Annotated in this window: 14 protein-coding genes and 2 tRNA genes; 5 read left to right on the forward strand and 11 right to left on the reverse strand. The window is 70.2% G+C overall.

The window, feature by feature from the left end; all coding sequences use genetic code 11:
- Window positions 1-70 precede the first annotated feature (70 nt).
- On the reverse strand, window positions 71-2,695 hold the full coding sequence (locus ACZ5DC_RS08380; protein ID WP_468650638.1) for a valine--tRNA ligase: 2,625 nt from the start codon (window positions 2,693-2,695) through the stop codon (window positions 71-73).
- Window positions 2,696-2,832: 137 nt separating this feature from the next.
- Between ACZ5DC_RS08380 and ACZ5DC_RS08385 the strand changes: the two genes are divergently transcribed.
- Entirely contained in the window at window positions 2,833-3,792 is a 960-nt protein-coding gene (locus ACZ5DC_RS08385; RefSeq protein ID WP_468650640.1) for a hypothetical protein, read from the forward strand.
- Between the two features lie 82 nt (window positions 3,793-3,874).
- On the opposite strand, the gene clpX is transcribed toward ACZ5DC_RS08385, so the two are convergent.
- The 5 genes from clpX to ACZ5DC_RS08410 all read right to left on the reverse strand — a co-directional run bounded on the left by clpX (window position 3,875) and on the right by ACZ5DC_RS08410 (window position 8,606).
- Window positions 3,875-5,161 (reverse strand): ATP-dependent Clp protease ATP-binding subunit ClpX, encoded by a 1,287-nt coding sequence (gene clpX, locus ACZ5DC_RS08390; RefSeq protein WP_014672712.1) that lies wholly within the window; start codon window positions 5,159-5,161, stop codon window positions 3,875-3,877.
- 171 nt (window positions 5,162-5,332) lie between these two features.
- A complete protein-coding gene (locus tag ACZ5DC_RS08395; RefSeq protein ID WP_053710263.1) occupies window positions 5,333-5,998 on the reverse strand; it encodes an ATP-dependent Clp protease proteolytic subunit in 666 nt (221 codons plus the stop codon).
- A 67-nt stretch (window positions 5,999-6,065) separates the two neighbouring features.
- A complete protein-coding gene (locus tag ACZ5DC_RS08400; RefSeq protein WP_051009690.1) occupies window positions 6,066-6,671 on the reverse strand; it encodes an ATP-dependent Clp protease proteolytic subunit in 606 nt (201 codons plus the stop codon).
- A gap of 274 nt (window positions 6,672-6,945) precedes the next feature.
- The gene (tig, locus tag ACZ5DC_RS08405; protein WP_366750585.1) at window positions 6,946-8,334 is read right to left on the reverse strand and encodes a trigger factor; all 1,389 of its coding nucleotides are present in this window, start codon (window positions 8,332-8,334) and stop codon (window positions 6,946-6,948) included.
- Between the two features lie 195 nt (window positions 8,335-8,529).
- Window positions 8,530-8,606 (reverse strand) — tRNA-Pro (locus ACZ5DC_RS08410).
- A gap of 158 nt (window positions 8,607-8,764) precedes the next feature.
- Between ACZ5DC_RS08410 and ACZ5DC_RS08415 the strand changes: the two genes are divergently transcribed.
- Window positions 8,765-8,835 (forward strand) — tRNA-Gly (locus tag ACZ5DC_RS08415).
- A 212-nt stretch (window positions 8,836-9,047) separates the two neighbouring features.
- On the opposite strand, the gene ACZ5DC_RS08420 is transcribed toward ACZ5DC_RS08415, so the two are convergent.
- Window positions 9,048-9,242, reverse strand: coding sequence for a hypothetical protein (locus tag ACZ5DC_RS08420; protein ID WP_171156343.1), 195 nt, complete (start codon window positions 9,240-9,242; stop codon window positions 9,048-9,050).
- 440 nt (window positions 9,243-9,682) lie between these two features.
- Here ACZ5DC_RS08420 and ACZ5DC_RS08425 point away from each other — a divergent pair, with 440 nt between their 5' ends.
- Window positions 9,683-10,858 (forward strand): acyltransferase family protein, encoded by a 1,176-nt coding sequence (locus ACZ5DC_RS08425; RefSeq protein WP_468650643.1) that lies wholly within the window; start codon window positions 9,683-9,685, stop codon window positions 10,856-10,858.
- Between the two features lie 34 nt (window positions 10,859-10,892).
- Here the strand turns inward: ACZ5DC_RS08425 and ACZ5DC_RS08430 are convergent, their stop codons facing one another.
- Both ACZ5DC_RS08430 and ACZ5DC_RS08435 read right to left on the reverse strand, forming a co-directional pair.
- Window positions 10,893-11,339 carry an HD domain-containing protein gene (locus ACZ5DC_RS08430; protein ID WP_468650645.1) on the reverse strand — a complete coding sequence of 149 codons (447 nt, stop codon included), beginning with the start codon at window positions 11,337-11,339 and terminating at the stop codon, window positions 10,893-10,895.
- Between the two features lie 69 nt (window positions 11,340-11,408).
- Complete coding sequence (locus ACZ5DC_RS08435) at window positions 11,409-12,581, reverse strand: PP2C family protein-serine/threonine phosphatase (protein WP_171156339.1); 1,173 nt, start codon at window positions 12,579-12,581, stop codon at window positions 11,409-11,411.
- A gap of 160 nt (window positions 12,582-12,741) precedes the next feature.
- Here ACZ5DC_RS08435 and ACZ5DC_RS08440 point away from each other — a divergent pair, with 160 nt between their 5' ends.
- Window positions 12,742-13,983 carry a GNAT family N-acetyltransferase gene (locus ACZ5DC_RS08440; protein WP_468650647.1) on the forward strand — a complete coding sequence of 414 codons (1,242 nt, stop codon included), beginning with the start codon at window positions 12,742-12,744 and terminating at the stop codon, window positions 13,981-13,983.
- A 43-nt stretch (window positions 13,984-14,026) separates the two neighbouring features.
- On the opposite strand, the gene ACZ5DC_RS08445 is transcribed toward ACZ5DC_RS08440, so the two are convergent.
- Both ACZ5DC_RS08445 and ACZ5DC_RS08450 read right to left on the reverse strand, forming a co-directional pair.
- Entirely contained in the window at window positions 14,027-14,836 is an 810-nt protein-coding gene (locus tag ACZ5DC_RS08445; RefSeq protein ID WP_468650649.1) for an Fpg/Nei family DNA glycosylase, read from the reverse strand.
- Between the two features lie 31 nt (window positions 14,837-14,867).
- Window positions 14,868-15,356, reverse strand: coding sequence for a ribose-5-phosphate isomerase (locus tag ACZ5DC_RS08450; RefSeq protein WP_366750580.1), 489 nt, complete (start codon window positions 15,354-15,356; stop codon window positions 14,868-14,870).
- A gap of 214 nt (window positions 15,357-15,570) precedes the next feature.
- On the opposite strand from ACZ5DC_RS08450, the gene ACZ5DC_RS08455 reads away from it, so the two are divergent.
- The gene (locus ACZ5DC_RS08455) at window positions 15,571-16,989 is read left to right on the forward strand and encodes an amino acid permease (protein ID WP_468650652.1); all 1,419 of its coding nucleotides are present in this window, start codon (window positions 15,571-15,573) and stop codon (window positions 16,987-16,989) included.
- Window positions 16,990-17,099 lie beyond the last annotated feature (110 nt).

Consider the following 17,099-nt stretch of genomic DNA (forward strand, 5'->3'; position numbering starts at 1 on the left):
GCCCCGTGACGGGGCACGGGGAAGGCCCCGGTGCTGTGCGGCGCCGGGGCCTTCACCTGCGTACGACCGGCTACGCCTGCGGCAGCTTCTCCAGCTGGGCGGTGATGCGGGCGATGTCCTCGTCCGCCTTGGCCAGGCGCGTGCGGATCTTGTCCACCACGTTCTCCGGGGCCTTCGCCAGGAACGCCTCGTTGCCCAGCTTGGCCGTGGCCTGGGCCTTCTCCTTCTCCGCTGCGGCGAGGTCCTTCGCGAGGCGCTTGCGCTCCGCGGCGACGTCGATCGTGCCGGAGAGGTCGAGGGCGACCTCGGCGCCCGCCACCGGCAGGGTCGCCGTGGCCGTGAAGCCCTCGCCCTCCGGCTGGAGGCGGAGCAGCTGGCGGATGGCGGCCTCGTGCGGGGCGAGGGCCGTGCCGTCGAGCGTCAGCCGGGCCGGGACCCGCTGGCCGGGCTGGAGGCCCTGGTCGGCGCGGAAGCGGCGGACCTCGGTGATGACCGACTGGAGGGTGGCGATCTCCCGCTCGGCCGCCGCGTCACGGAAGCCACTGTCGGTCGGCCAGTCCGCGATGACGATCGACTCGCCGCCGGTCAGCGTCGTCCAGAGCGTCTCCGTGACGAACGGGACCACCGGATGCAGCAGCTTGAGGGTGACGTCCAGGACCTCGCCGAGGACGCGCTTGGAGACCTCGGCCGGCTCGCCGCCCGCCTGGAAGACCGTCTTGGACAGCTCCACGTACCAGTCGAAGACCTCGTCCCACGCGAAGTGGTACAGCGCGTCGCTGAGCTTCGCGAACTGGTAGTCCTCGTAGAACGCGTCGACGTCGGCGACGGTCTCGTTGAGGCGCGACAGGATCCACCGGTCGGTGGCGGACATCCGCTCCGGAGCGGGCAGCGGGCCGTCGACCGTCGCGCCGTTCATCAGCGCGAAGCGGGTCGCGTTCCAGATCTTGTTGGCGAAGTTGCGGGAGGCCTGGACCCAGTCCTCGCCGATCGGGACGTCGGTGCCGGGGTTGGCGCCGCGGGCCAGGGTGAAGCGGACGGCGTCGGAGCCGTACGTGTCCATCCAGTCCAGCGGGTCGACGACGTTGCCGAAGGACTTCGACATCTTCTTGCCGCGCTCGTCGCGGACCAGGCCGGTGAGCGCGATCGTCTTGAAGGGGACCTCGCCGTCCATGGCGTAGAGGCCGAACATCATCATCCTCGCGACCCAGAAGAAGATGATGTCGTGGCCGGTGAGCAGGACGTCGGTCGAGTAGAACTTGCGCAGGTCGTCGGTCTGTCCGGGCCAGCCGAGCGTGGAGAACGGCCACAGGCCGGAGGAGAACCAGGTGTCCAGGACGTCGGTGTCCTGGTGCCAGCCCTCGCCGGCGGGCGGCTCCTCGTCGGGGCCGACGCAGACGACCTCGCCCTCCGGGCCGTACCAGACCGGGATGCGGTGGCCCCACCACAGCTGGCGCGAGATGCACCAGTCGTGCATGTTGTCGACCCAGTCGAAGTACCGCTTCGACATGTCCTCGGGGTGGATCCTCACCCTGCCGTCGCGGACGGCGTCACCGGCGGCCTTGGCCAGCGGGCCGACCTTGACCCACCACTGCATGGACAGGCGCGGCTCGATGGTGGTGCTGCACCGTGAGCAGTGGCCGACGCTGTGGACGTACGGCCGCTTCTCGGCGACGATCCGGCCCTGCGAGCGCAGCGCGGCGACGATCGCGGAGCGGGCTTCGAAGCGGTCCAGGCCCTGGAAGGGGCCGTGCACGGTGATGACCGCCCGCTCGTCCATGACCGTGATCGACTCCAGGTCGTGGCGCTGGCCGATCGCGAAGTCGTTGGGGTCGTGGGCCGGGGTCACCTTGACGGCGCCGGTACCGAACTCGGGGTCGACGTGGGTGTCCGCGACGACGGGGATGCTGCGGTCGGTCAGGGGCAGCTTGATGCGCTTGCCGACCAGGTGCCTGTACCGCTCGTCGTCCGGGTGGACCGCGACGGCGGTGTCGCCCAGCATGGTCTCGGCGCGGGTGGTGGCGACGACCAGCGTCTCGTCACCCTCGCCGTACCTGATGGAGACCAGCTCGCCGTCGTCCTCCTGGTACTCCACCTCGATGTCCGAGATGGCCGTCAGACAGCGCGGGCACCAGTTGATGATGCGCTCGGCGCGGTAGATCAGCTCGTCGTCGTAGAGCTTCTTGAAGATGGTCTGGACGGCCTGGGACAGGCCCTCGTCCATGGTGAAGCGCTCGCGCGACCAGTCGACGCCGTCGCCGAGGCGGCGCATCTGGCCGAGGATCTTGCCGCCGTACTCCTCCTTCCACCGCCAGACGCGCTCGACGAACGCCTCGCGACCCAGGTCCTGGCGGGACTTGCCCTCCTCGGCGAGCTGCTGCTCGACCTTGTTCTGGGTGGCGATGCCGGCGTGGTCCATGCCGGGCAGCCACAGCGCCTCGTAGCCCTGCATGCGCTTGCGGCGGGTGAGGGCGTCCATGAGCGTGTGCTGGAAGGCGTGGCCCAGGTGGAGCGAGCCGGTGACGTTCGGCGGCGGGATGACGATCGTGTACGGCGGCTTGTCGCTCTTGGCGTCCGCCTCGAAGTAGCCCCGCTCCACCCAGCGCTCGTACAGCGGCCCCTCTACATCGGCCGGCGCGTACTGGGTCGGCAGTTCGGTGTCGGGCGCGGGTGGCTGCTGCTGAGCGTTCTCGGTCACGGGGGTCAGTTTAGAGGTGTCACGGGGTGGTCCCGAAACGCCTTTGTTCTGTAACGGTGCGGCCCCCGGTGCCGTGCCGTTCCCGTGCCTGGGCCAGGATGTCAGGAACACATAAGCTTCTGGAGGGGAACCCAGGAATGAGCAACAACCAGCCGGGCCCGTACGGCCAGCCGCCCCAGCAGCCGGGTCCGTACGGCCAGCAGGGGCAGCCCGGTCCGTACGGCCAGCCGGGCCCCTACGGCCAGCCGCCGCAGGCTCCCCAGCCCGGCTACGGCTACCCCCAGCAGACCCCTCCGGCGCCGCAGCCGGGATACGGCTACCCGCAGCAGGGCGCGCCGCAGCAGCCCGGTCCGTACGGCCAGCAGCCGGGCCCCTACGGGCAGCCGCAGCCGTACGGCACGCCGCAGGCGCCGCAGCCGGGCGGGGGCAGGAAGAAGACGGGCCTGGTCATCGGCGCGGTGGCCGTGGTGGCCGCCGTGGCGGTGGGCGCGTACTTCCTGCTGAGCGGCAGCGGCGGCGGCAGCGTCGCGGACGACGGCCCGCACAAGCTGACGACGCCGGCGACGGTGCTGTCCGAGTACAAGAAGTCCAAGGGCGACAGCGACACCATGACGGCCAGCGACCTCAAGGACGCGGAGAAGTGGGGTGTGCACGACCCCAAGGACGTCAGCGCCGCGTACGAGGCGGGGGACCCGGACAATCCGCTGAGCAAGAAGGGGATCAACTTCGGCGGTGTCTACGGCACCATCGACGACCCCGAGAAGACCGTCGACGCGATGTTCGCCTGGTTCAAGTCCGAGTCCCAGAAGGACAGCGACAGCAAGGACGTCGCCCTGAAGGGCGAGCCGAAGGCGTACGACCCGGCCGGGCTCGACGGCGCGGTCCTCAAGTGCCAGCAGGCCACGGCCCCCACTGGCGCGGGCAGCGGCGGACCGAAGGACGTGACGCTCACGATCTGCGTCTGGGGCGACCACAGCACCATAGGCATGGTCATGCCGATGGACTTCGCCAACCTCGCGGCGGGCCGGGGCAGCGACCCGGCGACGGACGCCGAGCTGACCGCGAAGTTCCGCGCCGCGGTGCGCGTCAAGAGCTGACGCGTTCAGCGGCGGCGTGCAGAGGGGCCCCGGTCGGTCGACCGGGGCCCCTCTGCTGTGCCTGTGTGCGCGACGGCCGCGGTTACGCCGTCTTCTGCTCCCCCGACCCCCGGCCGCGGGCGTCCCTCGGGATCAGGGTGGGGTTGACGTTGGAAAGGACCACGTCGGCGGTGATGACGACGCGGGCGACGTCCTTGCGGGACGGGACCTCGTACATCACTCCCTGGAGGACCTCCTCCATGATGGCGCGCAGGCCGCGCGCGCCGGTCTGGCGGAGGATGGCCTGGTCGGCGATGGCCTCCAGCGCCTCGCGCTCGAAGTCCAGCTCCACGCCGTCGAGTTCGAACAGGCGCTGGTACTGCTTGACGAGCGCGTTGCGGGGCTCGACCAGGATCTTCAGCAGCGCCTCGCGGTCCAGGTTGTGGACCGACGTGATCACCGGCAGGCGGCCGATGAACTCGGGGATCATGCCGAACTTGACCAGGTCCTCCGGCATGACGTCCTCGAAGACGTCCTTGGCCTCCAGCTCGCGCTTGGAGAGGATGGTGGCGCCGAAGCCGATGCCCTTCGCGCCGGCGCGCGCCTCGATGATCTTCTCCAGGCCCGCGAAGGCGCCGCCCACGATGAACAGCACGTTCGTCGTGTCGATCTGGATGAACTCCTGGTGGGGGTGCTTGCGGCCGCCCTGCGGCGGGACCGAGGCCGTGGTGCCCTCCAGGATCTTCAGCAGGGCCTGCTGGACGCCCTCGCCCGACACGTCGCGGGTGATCGACGGGTTCTCGCTCTTGCGCGCGACCTTGTCGATCTCGTCGATGTAGATGATCCCGGTCTCGGCCTTCTTGACGTCGTAGTCGGCCGCCTGGATGAGCTTGAGAAGGATGTTCTCGACGTCCTCGCCCACGTAGCCCGCCTCGGTCAGCGCCGTGGCGTCGGCGATCGCGAACGGGACGTTCAGCATGCGCGCAAGCGTCTGCGCGAGGAGCGTCTTGCCGGAGCCCGTGGGGCCCAGCAGCAGGATGTTGGACTTCGCCAGCTCGATGGCGTCGTCACGGCCGCTCGCGCCGCCGTTCTCGCCCGCCTGGACCCGCTTGTAGTGGTTGTACACCGCGACGGAGAGCGCCTTCTTGGCGGCCTCCTGGCCGACCACGTAGCCCTCGAGGAACTCGTAGATCTCGCGGGGCTTGGGCAGCTCCTCCCAGCGCACCTCGCTGGTCTCCGCGAGCTCCTCCTCGATGATCTCGTTGCAGAGATCGATGCACTCGTCGCAGATGTACACACCGGGCCCTGCGATGAGCTTCTTGACCTGCTTCTGGCTCTTGCCGCAGAACGAGCACTTGAGCAGATCGCCGCCGTCACCGATGCGTGCCACGGTGTGCTTCCCCTTCGCCTGGGAGACGCCTGGACGCTATGAGTCCAGCGGCTCCTGGTGCTGCCTTATGTCCGACGGTACCTTGCCGGGCCCGGTGTTCGGGCCCCCCTTGGCAGGGTTCACTTTGACGTGCACCGTGCCAAGAGGGGCCGGACGTGCGTGGTTGCGCTGTCAGCGGACCGCGCTGTTGTTCAGCTTGCGGGTGGAGATGATCTGGTCGACCAGGCCGTACTCCAGCGCCTCCTCGGCCGTGAGGATCTTGTCCCGCTCGATGTCCTCGCGGACCTTCTCGAGCGGCCGGTTCGAGTGCTTGGCCAGCATGTTCTCCAGCTGCTCACGCATCCGGGTGAACTCGTTGGCGATGATCTCCAGGTCGGAGAGCTGGCCGCGGCCGGTGGAGCCGGCCGGCTGGTGGATCAGCACCCGGGAGTTCGGCAGCGCCATGCGCTTGCCGGGGGTGCCGGCGGCGAGCAGGATGGCCGCGGCGGAGGCCGCCTGGCCCATGCAGACCGTCTGGATGTCGGGCTTCACGAACTGCATCGTGTCGTAGATCGCCGTGAGGGCGGTCATGTCGCCGCCGGGGCTGTTGATGTAGATCGAGATGTCCCGGTCCGGGTCCATCGACTCCAGGCACAGCAGCTGCGCCATGACGTCGTTGGCGGAGGCGTCGTCGATCTGGACGCCCAGGAAGATCACGCGCTCCTCGAAGAGCTTCGCGTACGGGTCGTACTCGCGGATGCCCTGGGAGGTGCGCTCGACGAAGCGCGGGATGACGTAGCGGCTGTCGGGGCGGGGCCCTTCGTACATGCCGCTGGCGGCGCCGGGGAAGTTGCTCATGGGGTTCACCGTCCTGGTGGCGTTCGGGGGGCTGGTGTCTCGGCGGTGCGTGGCGTGGCCGGACCGGTCAGGCACCGGTGCCGCCGCCTCCCGGAACACCCGAGGCGTGCGTGATGATCTCGTCAATGAGACCGTACTCCTTGGCCTCCTCCGGGGTGAACCAGCGGTCGCGGTCACCGTCGCGGATGATCGCCTCGACCGTCTGGCCCGAGTGGAGGGCGGTGAGCTCCGACATGCGCTTCTTGGTGCGCATCAGGTACTCGGCCTGGATCTTGATGTCCGAGACCGTACCGCCGAGGCCCGCGGAGCCCTGGTGCATCATGATGTCCGCGTGCGGCAGGGCGAAACGCTTGCCGGCCGCGCCGCCGGTCAGCAGGAACTGGCCCATCGAGGCGGCCATGCCCATCGCGATCGTCACCACGTCGTTCGGGATGTACTGCATGGTGTCGTAGATCGCCATGCCGGCCGTGACCGAGCCGCCCGGGCTGTTGATGTAGAGGTAGATGTCCTTGTCCGGGTCGGCGGCAAGGAGCAGCAGCTGCGCGGTGATCTTGTTGGCGATGTCGTCGTCAACCTGCTGGCCGAGGAAGATGATCCGCTCGTTGAGCAGCCGGTTGTAGACCTGGTCGCCGAGGCCACCACCGATGGAAGGCTCGCCGGCGGCGGAGGGCATCAGATTCGTCACGTATCCACCTGCTCGTCTTACGACGGCGCCGGGCCGTCTCATTGTTCTGCCTTTCATGGACCCTAACGCGACGTTCCCTCCGGGGAATCCCGGTAAGTGAGCTGTTCGCTGTGAGCGCAGGTCGCTCGGCGGGGCGCCGGGAAACGCCCGCCACGGCCGTGCCGGGGCGGACGGCGGGGTACGGGGTCCGGGAGATGCCGACGGGCCCCGGGGGAAGCCCCCAGGGCCCGTCGTGGGCGCCTCACAGGCGCCGCGGGGCCGCTCAGCCCTCGGTCTTCTCCTCGGCGGAGTCGGACGCCTCGGCGGCCTCGGCCCCGGCCGGTGCCTCCTCGGTCTCCTCCTCGTCGTCCAGGTCGACGACCTCGCCGTTGGTGTCCTTCACCGTGGCGGACTCGACCACGACGGCCAGGGCCTTGCCGCGGGCGACCTCGCCGACCAGGAGCGGCACCTGGCCGCCCTCGACGACGGCCTGCGCGAACTGGTCGGGGGACATGCCGGAGGAGGCCGCACGCCGCATGAGGTGCTCGGTGAGCTCCTCCTGGTTGACGTTGAGGTTCTCCTTCTTGACCAGCTCGTCGAGGACGAACTGGGTCTTGATGCCCTTGACCGCGGCCTCGCGGGTCTCGGTCTCGAACTCCTCGGCGGTCTTGCCCTGGATCTCCAGGTACTTGTCGAGGGTGAGGCCCATCTGGCCGAGCTGGTGGTGCTCCAGGTTGTGCTTGCGGGTGTTGATCTCGTCCTCGAGGAGCTTCTCGGGGACGGGGACCTCCACCAGCTCCAGCAGCTTCTCCAGGACGCGCTCCTGGGCCTGCGTGGCCTGGTCGAACTGCTTCATGTTGGCGAGGCGCTTGCGGCTGTCGGCCTTCAGCTCCTCCAGGGTGTCGAACTCGGAGGCCAGCTGCGCGAACTCGTCGTCCAGCTCGGGCAGTTCGCGGGCGGCGACCTGGGTGACCTTGACGGTGACCTCGGCCTCCTTGCCCGCGGCGGAGCCGCCCTTCAGCTCGGAGGTGAAGGTGGCCTCCTCGCCGGCGGACAGACCCTTGACGGCGTCGTCGATGCCGTCCAGCAGCTCGCCGGAGCCGATGGTGTAGGAGACGCCGTTGGCGATGCCGTCCTCCAGCACCTCACCGTCGACCTTGGCCTCCAGGTCGATGGTGACGACGTCGCCGTCCTCGGCGGCGCGCTCGACCGGGGAGGTCGACGCGAAGCGCTCACGGAGCTGCTCCACGGACTTCTCGATGTCCTCGTCCGTCACCTCGACGGCGTCGACCTCGACCTCGATGCCGGAGTAGTCCGGGATCTCGAGGGCGGGGCGGACGTCGACCTCGGCGGTGAAGTTCAGCGTCTCGCCGTCCTTCAGCTCGGTGATGTCGACCTCGGGCTGGCCCAGCGGGCTCAGCTCGGCCTCGTTGACCGCCTCGGTGTAGAACTTGGGCAGCGCGTCGTTGACGGCCTCCTCCAGCACCGCACCGCGGCCGAACCGCTGGTCGATCACGCGGGCCGGGATCTTGCCCTTGCGGAAGCCCTTCACCGTGACCTGCTGGTTGATCTTCTTGTACGCCGCGTCGAGGCTGTCCTTGAGCTCCTCGAAGGGCACCTCGACAGTGAGCCGAACCCGGGTCGGGTTCAGGGTCTCCACGGCGCTCTTCACGGTTCGGTCTCCTTGTGGCTGACTTCTCGGGTTCTGCCGGAGCCCGATGGGTCCGGCGGATTTCGCCGCCCGGAGGAGTTCGTAGGCCGTGAGGGCCGGGGACACACGGGCGCGCAGCTTGCATAGTAACCGCAGCCGGTCAGCGCCCCAAAAGGCGATCACCGTGACGTCACTGAGCCGGACGTCACGAGCCGGTGGTCGGGGTGGCGGGATTTGAACCCACGGCCTTCCGCTCCCAAAGCGGACGCGCTACCAAGCTGCGCCACACCCCGTCTGGTGCGACACGTAGGGTACATGGCCGCACTCGATCCGTCGGCCGGATTCTCCGGGCCGGACGCGCGGTGCGGCGTGGCCGACTCGTTGGCCTCGGCGGCGGGCGACCCGCTACGATGCCTTCAGTGCCGCGGTCGCCGACCTGCGGCGCACTGTTGCGGGCGTAGCTCAATGGTAGAGCCCTAGTCTTCCAAACTAGCTACGCGGGTTCGATTCCCGTCGCCCGCTCTGGATGCCGAAGGCCCAGATCAAGGGGTGTTTCCCTCTGATCTGGGCCTTCGGTCGCACCGGGGGCGGTCCCGTCCGGTGCGCCCCCTCGTCCCCCAGGGGCTCGGCGGGAGCGGGGCGGGGCGGGAAGAGGGGCGCGGTGCGTTCGGGCACGGCCGTGCGGCCGGGCGTGGGCCCCCGGCCGCCGTCCGGGCTCCGGCTCCCCCGCCGGGTCAGAACCTGATCGAGTTGATGGACTCCGCTATCGAGTTCATCAACCGGTTGATCGACGGCGCCATGCCGGTCGAGGCGAGGAAGAACCCGAAGAGGATGGCGACGATGGCCGGGCCGGCCTTGATGTTCCCCCCTCGGATCAACACCACCAGGATGATCGCCAACAGCAGCACCACAGACAGTGAAATGGCCACAACTGATCACACCCTCGGTCGGTCCGCTCTCCCGGCCCGGAGGTACGGCCCGCGCACCCCCGCCAGAACCATCGTGCCACCAACACGCCTCCCTTATGCGGGTCCTGACGCAACGACGGACGGGCACACATGCGCGGGACACCTCGCACAGGAATACGACCGGCGACGCGGTCACGAAATCCACACGAATTCGCGGGACTTCGTTTCAATAACCACGCAATGAACGGGACGAGGAATCCACGTACGGGACACAGAGGACCGTATGCCCGAATTAGTCTGTATTAATCGGCACATCCAGGGCGAACGGACGACACCTGTGTGCCCATCACCACGTCGACCAGGATGGCAAGTTCGGCGAATTACGGGGTACCCGGGCGGGATAACCAGGAATGACAGTGCGGGTTTTACGGAATCCCACAGCCGACGCTAGGGTGCCTGAGATGTTCGACGCCGCAACGTCCCCCGGCCACAGCCGCAGGCCGCTCCCCCCGGCACAGCCGCCGGTGCCTGGAGCGCCCGACCGGCGCACCCCGACGAGCGCGCGGGAGCAGTCGCGGACCGGCAGACCGGGCGGACAGCGCGACGCGTTCTTCGACAACGCCAAGTACCTGGCGATCGTGCTGGTGGCCCTGGGGCACTCCTGGTCGGCGATCAAGACCGACAACCGGGTCCTCGAGGGCCTGTACAACGTCGTGTACACCTTCCACATGCCGGCGTTCATCGTCATCTCCGGCTACTTCTCCCGCAGTTTCGACATGCGCCCGGACCGGCTGAAGCGGCTGGTCACCGGCATCGCCGTCCCGTACCTGCTGTTCCAGATCGCCTATTCGCTGTTCCGGCGCTACGCGGGCCACGCCGACGACCCGATCAGCCTCGTCTCCCCGTACTACCTGACCTGGTTCCTGTGCGCGCTGTTCATCTGGCGCCTGACCACCCCGCTGTGGAAGCTCGTCCGCAGGCCGCTGCCCCTCGCGCTGGGAATCGCCATGGTCGGATCCGTCACCCCGGGCCTCGACGACAACCTGGACCTCGGCCGGGTCCTGCAGTTCCTGCCCTGCTTCGTCCTCGGGCTGCTGCTGAAGCCCGAGCACTTCGCGCTGATACGCCGGCCCGCGGTGCGGGTGCTGTCCGTACCGGTGTTCGCCGCGGCCCTGGCCGTCGGCTGGTGGTCCGTGCCGCGCGTGGACGGCGGGTGGTTCTACCGGCAGAGCTCGGCGCAGGACATCGGTGCGCCCTGGTGGACCGGGCCGCTGATGACGCTGGCCATGTTCGGCTGCGCGCTGCTGCTGACCGCCTGCTTCCTGTCCTGGGTGCCGGGCCGCCGCACGTGGTTCACCGCGCTCGGCGCGGGCACGCTGTACGGCTACCTGCTCCACGGCTTCGTGGTCAAGAGCACGCTCTACGCGGGCGGGTTCGACCTCGCCGAGCGGTACGGCGCCCTGGGCACGGTCGTCGTCACCGTCCTCGCGGCCGCCGCCGTCACGGTGCTGTGCACCAAGCCGGTGCAGCGCGTCTTCCGCTTCGCGATGGAGCCGAAGATGGAGTGGGCGTTCCGCGAGGACGCGGCCGAGGCGGCCCGCGAACGGCACAAGCCGCGGGAGACGGTCGGCGTCTAGCCGGTCCCGCTCCTCCCTCCCCCGGGAACCCCGCTCAGGCTTGCAGGCCGAGGAGCGCGCGCGTCCTGGCGTACTTCTCGGCCAGCCGGTCCCGGGTCGGCCCGTCCAGCGCGGCGAGCCGCCGGGGGTCGGCGTTGTGCGCGAGGTCGGCCTCCTTCACCAGCAGCGCGCCCGGCGTGTCGAGGATGCGGCGCGTGTACGCCTCCAGCTCCTCCCCGGGCCGCTTGGTGAGGGCGTCCACGATGGCCTTGGTGCGCGGGGTGAGGGCGGCGCCGGCCAGCCACTCCCGGCTGAGCGCGTCGTCCTCGACGGAGTCGTGCAGCCAGGCCGCCGCGATCTGCTCCGGGTCACCGCCGCGGTCCCGCACTCCCCGGGCGACGGCCGCGAGGTGTTCGGCGTACGGCTGCCCCGCCTTGTCGGTCTGCCCCTCGTGGGCGGCCCGTGCGACGGCCTCGACCTCGGCGAGCGTGAGCTGGGTCATGGCTCCAGTGTCCCCCGGCCCCGCGCCCGGCGCCCACCACGGGGAACGGCCGCGGCCCGGCGGGCGGGGTCAGCGGCCGTTCGCGGTCGGCTGGCGGCAGATGAGGAGCAGGGCGCGGTCGTCGTTGACGTCCTTGGCGACCGCCTCGATGAGGTGCCAGGCGGCGCCGTGGAAGCCGCCGGCCACATAGCGGTCGGCCTCGCCGGTGAGCCGGTCGATGCCTTCCACGATGTCCCGGTCGGAGGTCTCCACCAGTCCGTCGGTGAACAGCATCAGGACGTCCCCGGGGCGCAGCGAGCCCTTCACCGGGTCGAACTGCGCGCCGTCGTAGACCCCGAGGAGCGGCCCCTCGGCGGCCTTCTCCTCCCAGCGTCCGCTGCCCGCGCTGAGCTGGAGCCCCGGGGGGTGCCCGGCGGAGTACAGCTCGTAGTCACCGGAGTCCAGGTCCAGGACCAGGTGGATGGAGGTGGCGAAGCCCTCCTCCCACTCCTGGCGCAGGAGGTAGCCGTTGGCGGCCGGGAGGAAGGCGTGCGGCGGGAGGGAGCCCAGCAGGCCGCCGAAGGCGCCGGACAGCAGCAGGGCGCGCGAGCCCGCGTCCATGCCCTTGCCGGAGACGTCGGTGAGCACGACCTCCAGCGTCCGGCCGCCGTTCGTGCGGGCGGCGACGACGAAGTCGCCGGAGAAGGACTGGCCGCCCGCCGGGCGCAGGGCCATCTCGTGGTGCCAGCCCTGCGGCAGCTTCGGCAGCTTGCTCTGCACCCGGATCCGCTCGCGCAGGTCGAACAGCATGGTGCCGCCGCGCCGCCAGGGCACGCCGACCCGGCTGCGGAACTGCGCGGTCAGCAGCCCGAAGAAGCCGCAGGCGGCCACCACCAGGACCACGCCCGGGGTGACCCGGGAGGGGCCCTCGGTGTACGGGCCGAGGCGGACCGACTCCACGATCAGCGCGGTGGCCGCCGCCGCGTACAGACCGAGCAGGCTCGCCGGGCGCAGCAGCAGGCCGCCGGCGACGATCGGCAGCACCAGGGTGGCCGGGGAGCACCACACGGAGTCGAGGAGGGTCATGGTCGCGAGGACCGGGACCATCAGCAGCAGTCCGGCGAAGGCGATCCAGTCGGAGCCGTCCCCGCGGAAGTAGTCCACGGCACTTCTGCGCAGGCCGACGCGGGCCCGGTGCCACTGCATCTTCCACCGGGCCGTCAACGTCTCGGCCTTCGCGCGCCGCTGTCGTCCTGCTGCCATCAGTTCGCGACCCTATCCAGCGGACCGGCTGCTTGGCACGGGAGGTCCCACTTGTCCCCCTGTGGGATTCCGCTTCGCCGCCCGTCGGCCGGGTCCCGGCGGGCCGGACCGGGGTCGAAAATCACTGGCTCGCCCCCCTTCGCCCTGATAGGCATGGCGTATGGGGACTGAGAGCGGGACCGAGTTGAAGACGCTGCGCCAGGAGGAGTTCGACCGGTGGTGGGACCACCTGGTCCGCGCCTTCGGCGGTGGACCGATGTCCGCCGAGGAACGGGAACTGGACAAGTCGCTCACCGAGTTCGACCGTTCCCTGGCCGCCTGGGACGGCGACGCGCTCGTCGGCACGTCCGGGGCGTTCAGCTTCCGGATGACCGTGCCGGGCGGGGCGGTGGTGCCCACCGCGGGCGTGACGATGGTCAGCGTGGCCGCGACGCACCGGCGGCGCGGGGTGCTGACGTCGATGATGCGCCGGCTGCTGGACGACGCGCGCGCCAAGGGCGAGCCGCTGGCGGCGCTGTTCGCCTCCGAGCCCGCGATCTACGGCCGTTTCGGCTTCGGTGCGGCGACCGGCCAGCTCATCGCCGAGATCGACACCGGCCGGGTGACCCTGGCGGTGCCCGAGGGCACCGACGCGGTGCGCGTGCGCTACGCGGCGCCCGCCGACGTCCTGGCGGAGTGCGAGGCGGTGTACGCGGCCCTGGTGCCCCGGCGCCCGGGGATGCTGGCGCGGCAGCCCGGCTGGGAGCGGGTGGCGCTGCTCGACCCGGAGAGCGAGCGGGAGGGCGCGTCGGCGCTGCAGTGCGTGGTCACCGAACGGGACGGCGAGATCACCGGGTACACGCGCTTCCGCACGAAGATGGGCTGGGGGCGCAGCGGTCACGACGGCACGGTGACGCTGGAGGACCTGGCCGCGCTCGATCCGGCGAGCGAGGCGGCGCTGTGGCGTTTCCTGTTCGGCATCGACCTGATGACGACGCTGAAGATGCGGGCGCGGCCGGTCGACGACGCCTGGCAGTACCTGGTCTCCGACCTCCGCCGCTGCCTGCCGACGACACGGGACGCCGGGTACGTCCGGCTGGTGGACGTGGGGGCGGCCCTGTCGGCCCGTACGTATCTGACGCCCGTCGACGTCGTGTTCGAGGTCGAGGACGCCTTCTGCCCCTGGAACGAGGGGCGTTGGCGGCTGACCGGCGACCCGAAGGGCGCGTCCTGCGAGCGGACGGCGGACGCGGCCGATCTCGTCCTGTCCGCGCGGGAGCTGGGCGCGGCGTACCTGGGCGGGGCGAGCCTGCTGTCGCTGGCGGCGGCCGGGCGGGTGCGGGAGCTGCGGCCGGGGGCGCTGACGGAGGCGTCGGTGGCGTTCGGCGCACCGGTGGCCCCGTGGCTGCCCCACGGCTTCTAGGCCGGCGCTTCGGGCGGGCCGGTCGGCGTTCACGGCCGGCCGGTCAGCGTTTCTGGCAGGCCGGGCACCAGAAGAGGTTGCGGGCGGCGAGGTCGGCGGTGCGGATCTCGCCGCCGCAGATGTGGCAGGGCAGGTTCGCCCGGCGGTAGACGTACACCTCGCCGCCGTGGTCGTCGACGCGGGGCGGGCGGCCCATGGCCTCGGGGGTGTGCTCCGGGCGGACGGTGTCGATGCGGTTGTTGCGGACGCCCTCCCGCATCAGGGCGACCAGGTCGGCCCAGATCGCGTCCCACTCGGCCGGGGTGATGTCCCGGCCCGCGCGGTAGGGGTCGATGCCGTGCCGGAACAGCACCTCGGCGCGGTAGACGTTGCCGACGCCGGCCACGGTCTTCTGGTCCATGAGCAGCGCGGCGATCGACGTGCGGCTGCGGGAGATCCGGCGGTGGGCCGCGGCCGGGTCGGCGTCCGCGCGCAGCGGGTCGGGGCCGAGCCGGTCGTGGACCGCCCGCTTCTCGGCGTCCGTGATCAGGGCGCAGGTGGTGGGGCCGCGCAGGTCGACGTACGACGTGTCGTCGGCGAGCCGCAGCCGGACGGTGTCGGCGGGCGGGGGCGCCGGGGCGTCCCCGAAGCCGACCTTGCCGAAGAGGCCGAGGTGGATGTGGACCCAGTCGCCGTCCCGGAAGCCCAGGAAGAGGTGCTTGCCGTGGGCTTCCGTGGCGGTCAGCTCGCTGCCGTCCAGGAGGGCGGCGGCGTCGGAGAACTTGCCCTGGGGGCTGGTGACGCGGACGGCCCGTCCGCAGAAGCGCTCGGCGTAGTCCTGGGCCAGCCGGTGGATCGTGTGCCCCTCTGGCACGGGTCCCCGTTCCTTCCCGCCCCCTGGGGGCTCAGTCCTGCTGCGGGTGGTGGGCCGGGATCGGCGGGAGGTCGCCCGTGGTCTCGTACGCCGACAGCATGTCGATGCGGCGGATGTGACGCTCGTCACCGGAGAACGGGGTGTTGAGGAAGACCTCGACGAACTTGGTCGCCTCCTCCGTGCTGTGCATGCGCGCACCCACGGCCACCACGTTGGCGTTGTTGTGCTGCCGGCCGAGCGTGGCCGTCTCCTCGCTCCAGGCCAGCGCCGCGCGCACGCCCTTCACCTTGTTCGCGGCGATCTGCTCGCCGTTGCCGGAGCCGCCGATGACGATGCCGAGGGCGTCCGGGTCCGCGGCCGTCCGCGCCGCGGCACGGAGGCAGAAGGGCGGGTAGTCGTCCTGGGCGTCGTAGAGGTGCGGCCCGCAGTCGACGGGCTCGTGGCCGGCGGCCTTCAGCCACTCGACGAGGTGGTTCTTGAGTTCGTAGCCCGCATGGTCGGAGCCGAGATACACGCGCATGCCACGAGTGTGACACGCCCGTATCGGGGCAGCAGCCCCAGGGTGTCGCCGGGCATCCGGGGCGGCGAATGTGAGGCAGACCATAGATCCTCAAGGGAACCTCAAGTAACGATACGGAATCAGAGGTTCCCGAATTCGTTCACCTCGGATTCACTGGACCGACTCGTACACCGCTCGTACGGGCAGCTCAACCTGGCGCAAAGGAAATCCGTCCATGACCTCTGGTTCGGGCCTCCAAGCAGGACTGAAAAACCGCCACCTTTCGATGATCGCGATCGGTGGCGTCATCGGAGCCGGCCTTTTCGTCGGTTCCAAAGCCGGTATCGCCACCGCGGGACCCGGCATCCTCCTGTCGTACGCCCTCGTCGGCACGCTCGTCGTCCTCGTGATGCGCATGCTCGGCGAGATGTCCGCCGCCAACCCCACCTCCGGCTCGTTCTCGGCGCACGCCGACCGCGCGCTGGGCCGCTGGGCCGGGTTCTCCATCGGCTGGCTCTACTGGTTCTTCTGGGTCGTCGTGCTCGCCGTCGAGGCGACCGCGGGTGCCCAGATCCTCGAAGGGTGGGTCCCGGCCGTCCCGCAGTGGGGCTGGGCGCTCATCGTGATGTCCGTGCTGACCGCGACCAACCTGGTCTCCGTCGGCTCCTACGGCGAGTTCGAGTTCTGGTTCGCCGGCATCAAGGTCGTGGCGATCGGCGCGTTCATCGTCGTCGGCCTGCTGGCCGTCCTCGGCGTCCTGCCGGGCGTGCACGCCGACCAGGCGAGCTTCGGCAACCTGACCTCGCACGGCGGGTTCCTGCCGCACGGTCCGGGCTCGATCCTCACCGGTGTGCTGCTGGTCGTCTTCTCCTTCATGGGCAGCGAGATCGCCACGCTGGCGGCCGGCGAGTCCGAGGACCCGCAGCGCGCGGTCACCAAGTCCACCAACAGCATCATCTGGCGGATCGGCGTCTTCTACCTGGGCTCGATCCTGATCGTGGTCTCGCTGCTGCCGTGGGACGACGCGTCCATCGCGAAGGACGGCTCCTACGTCGCCGCGCTGAACTCGCTGGGCATCGCGCACGCCGGTCAGATCATGAACTTCATCGTGCTGACCTCGGTGCTGTCCTGTCTGAACTCCGGCCTGTACACGGCCTCCCGCATGGCCTTCTCGCTCGGCGAGCGGGGCGACGCGCCGAAGGCGTTCGCGCGGGTCAACGGCCGTGGCGTGCCGATGGCGGCGATCCTCGCGTCCGTGGTGTTCGGCTTCGTCGCCGTCTTCTTCAACTACCTGTCCCCGGACAAGATCTTCCTCTTCCTCGTCAACTCCTCGGGAGCGGTGGCCCTGTTCGTGTGGCTGGTCATCTGCTTCTCGCAGCTGCGGATGCGGAAGATCATCCAGCGCGAGGCGCCGGAGAAGCTGGTCGTGCGGATGTGGCTGTACCCGTACCTGACCTGGGCCACGGCCGCGCTGATCGTGTTCGTCCTCGGTTACATGCTGACCGACACCAAGCACGACGGCCGCGAGACCGTGCTGCTGTCGCTGCTGGTCGCGGCGATCGTGCTGGTGATCGCCGTGGTGAGGGAGCGGATCCGGGCCGGCCGCCCGGCCCCCGCCGCGGAGGCCCCGGCCGACAAGGTGTCCGTCGGCTGATCCCGGCCCGGCACGGCCGTACGCCATGGCCGCATGACCTGACGGAGGCGGTCGGGTCGTGCGGCCATGCCGCGTTCGGAGCCGCACACGGACCGGCGCACCGGCGTGAC

This window comes from Streptomyces sp. NPDC031445 (assembly GCF_055581365.1).

What these genes read in the sequence shown, in the direction of transcription:
- ACZ5DC_RS08455 (WP_468650652.1), top strand. Translation starts at nt 15,571, where the DNA reads ATGACCTCTGGTTCGGGCCTCCAAGCAGGACTGAAAAACCGCCACCTT.
- ACZ5DC_RS08450 (WP_366750580.1), bottom strand. Translation starts at nt 15,356, where the DNA reads ATGCGCGTGTATCTCGGCTCCGACCATGCGGGCTACGAACTCAAGAAC.
- ACZ5DC_RS08435 (WP_171156339.1), bottom strand. Translation starts at nt 12,581, where the DNA reads ATGGCAGCAGGACGACAGCGGCGCGCGAAGGCCGAGACGTTGACGGCC.
- ACZ5DC_RS08385 (WP_468650640.1), top strand. Translation starts at nt 2,833, where the DNA reads ATGAGCAACAACCAGCCGGGCCCGTACGGCCAGCCGCCCCAGCAGCCG.
- ACZ5DC_RS08400 (WP_051009690.1), bottom strand. Translation starts at nt 6,671, where the DNA reads ATGCCCTCCGCCGCCGGCGAGCCTTCCATCGGTGGTGGCCTCGGCGAC.
- ACZ5DC_RS08440 (WP_468650647.1), top strand. Translation starts at nt 12,742, where the DNA reads ATGGGGACTGAGAGCGGGACCGAGTTGAAGACGCTGCGCCAGGAGGAG.
- ACZ5DC_RS08430 (WP_468650645.1), bottom strand. Translation starts at nt 11,339, where the DNA reads ATGACCCAGCTCACGCTCGCCGAGGTCGAGGCCGTCGCACGGGCCGCC.
- ACZ5DC_RS08425 (WP_468650643.1), top strand. Translation starts at nt 9,683, where the DNA reads ATGTTCGACGCCGCAACGTCCCCCGGCCACAGCCGCAGGCCGCTCCCC.
- ACZ5DC_RS08395 (WP_053710263.1), bottom strand. Translation starts at nt 5,998, where the DNA reads ATGAGCAACTTCCCCGGCGCCGCCAGCGGCATGTACGAAGGGCCCCGC.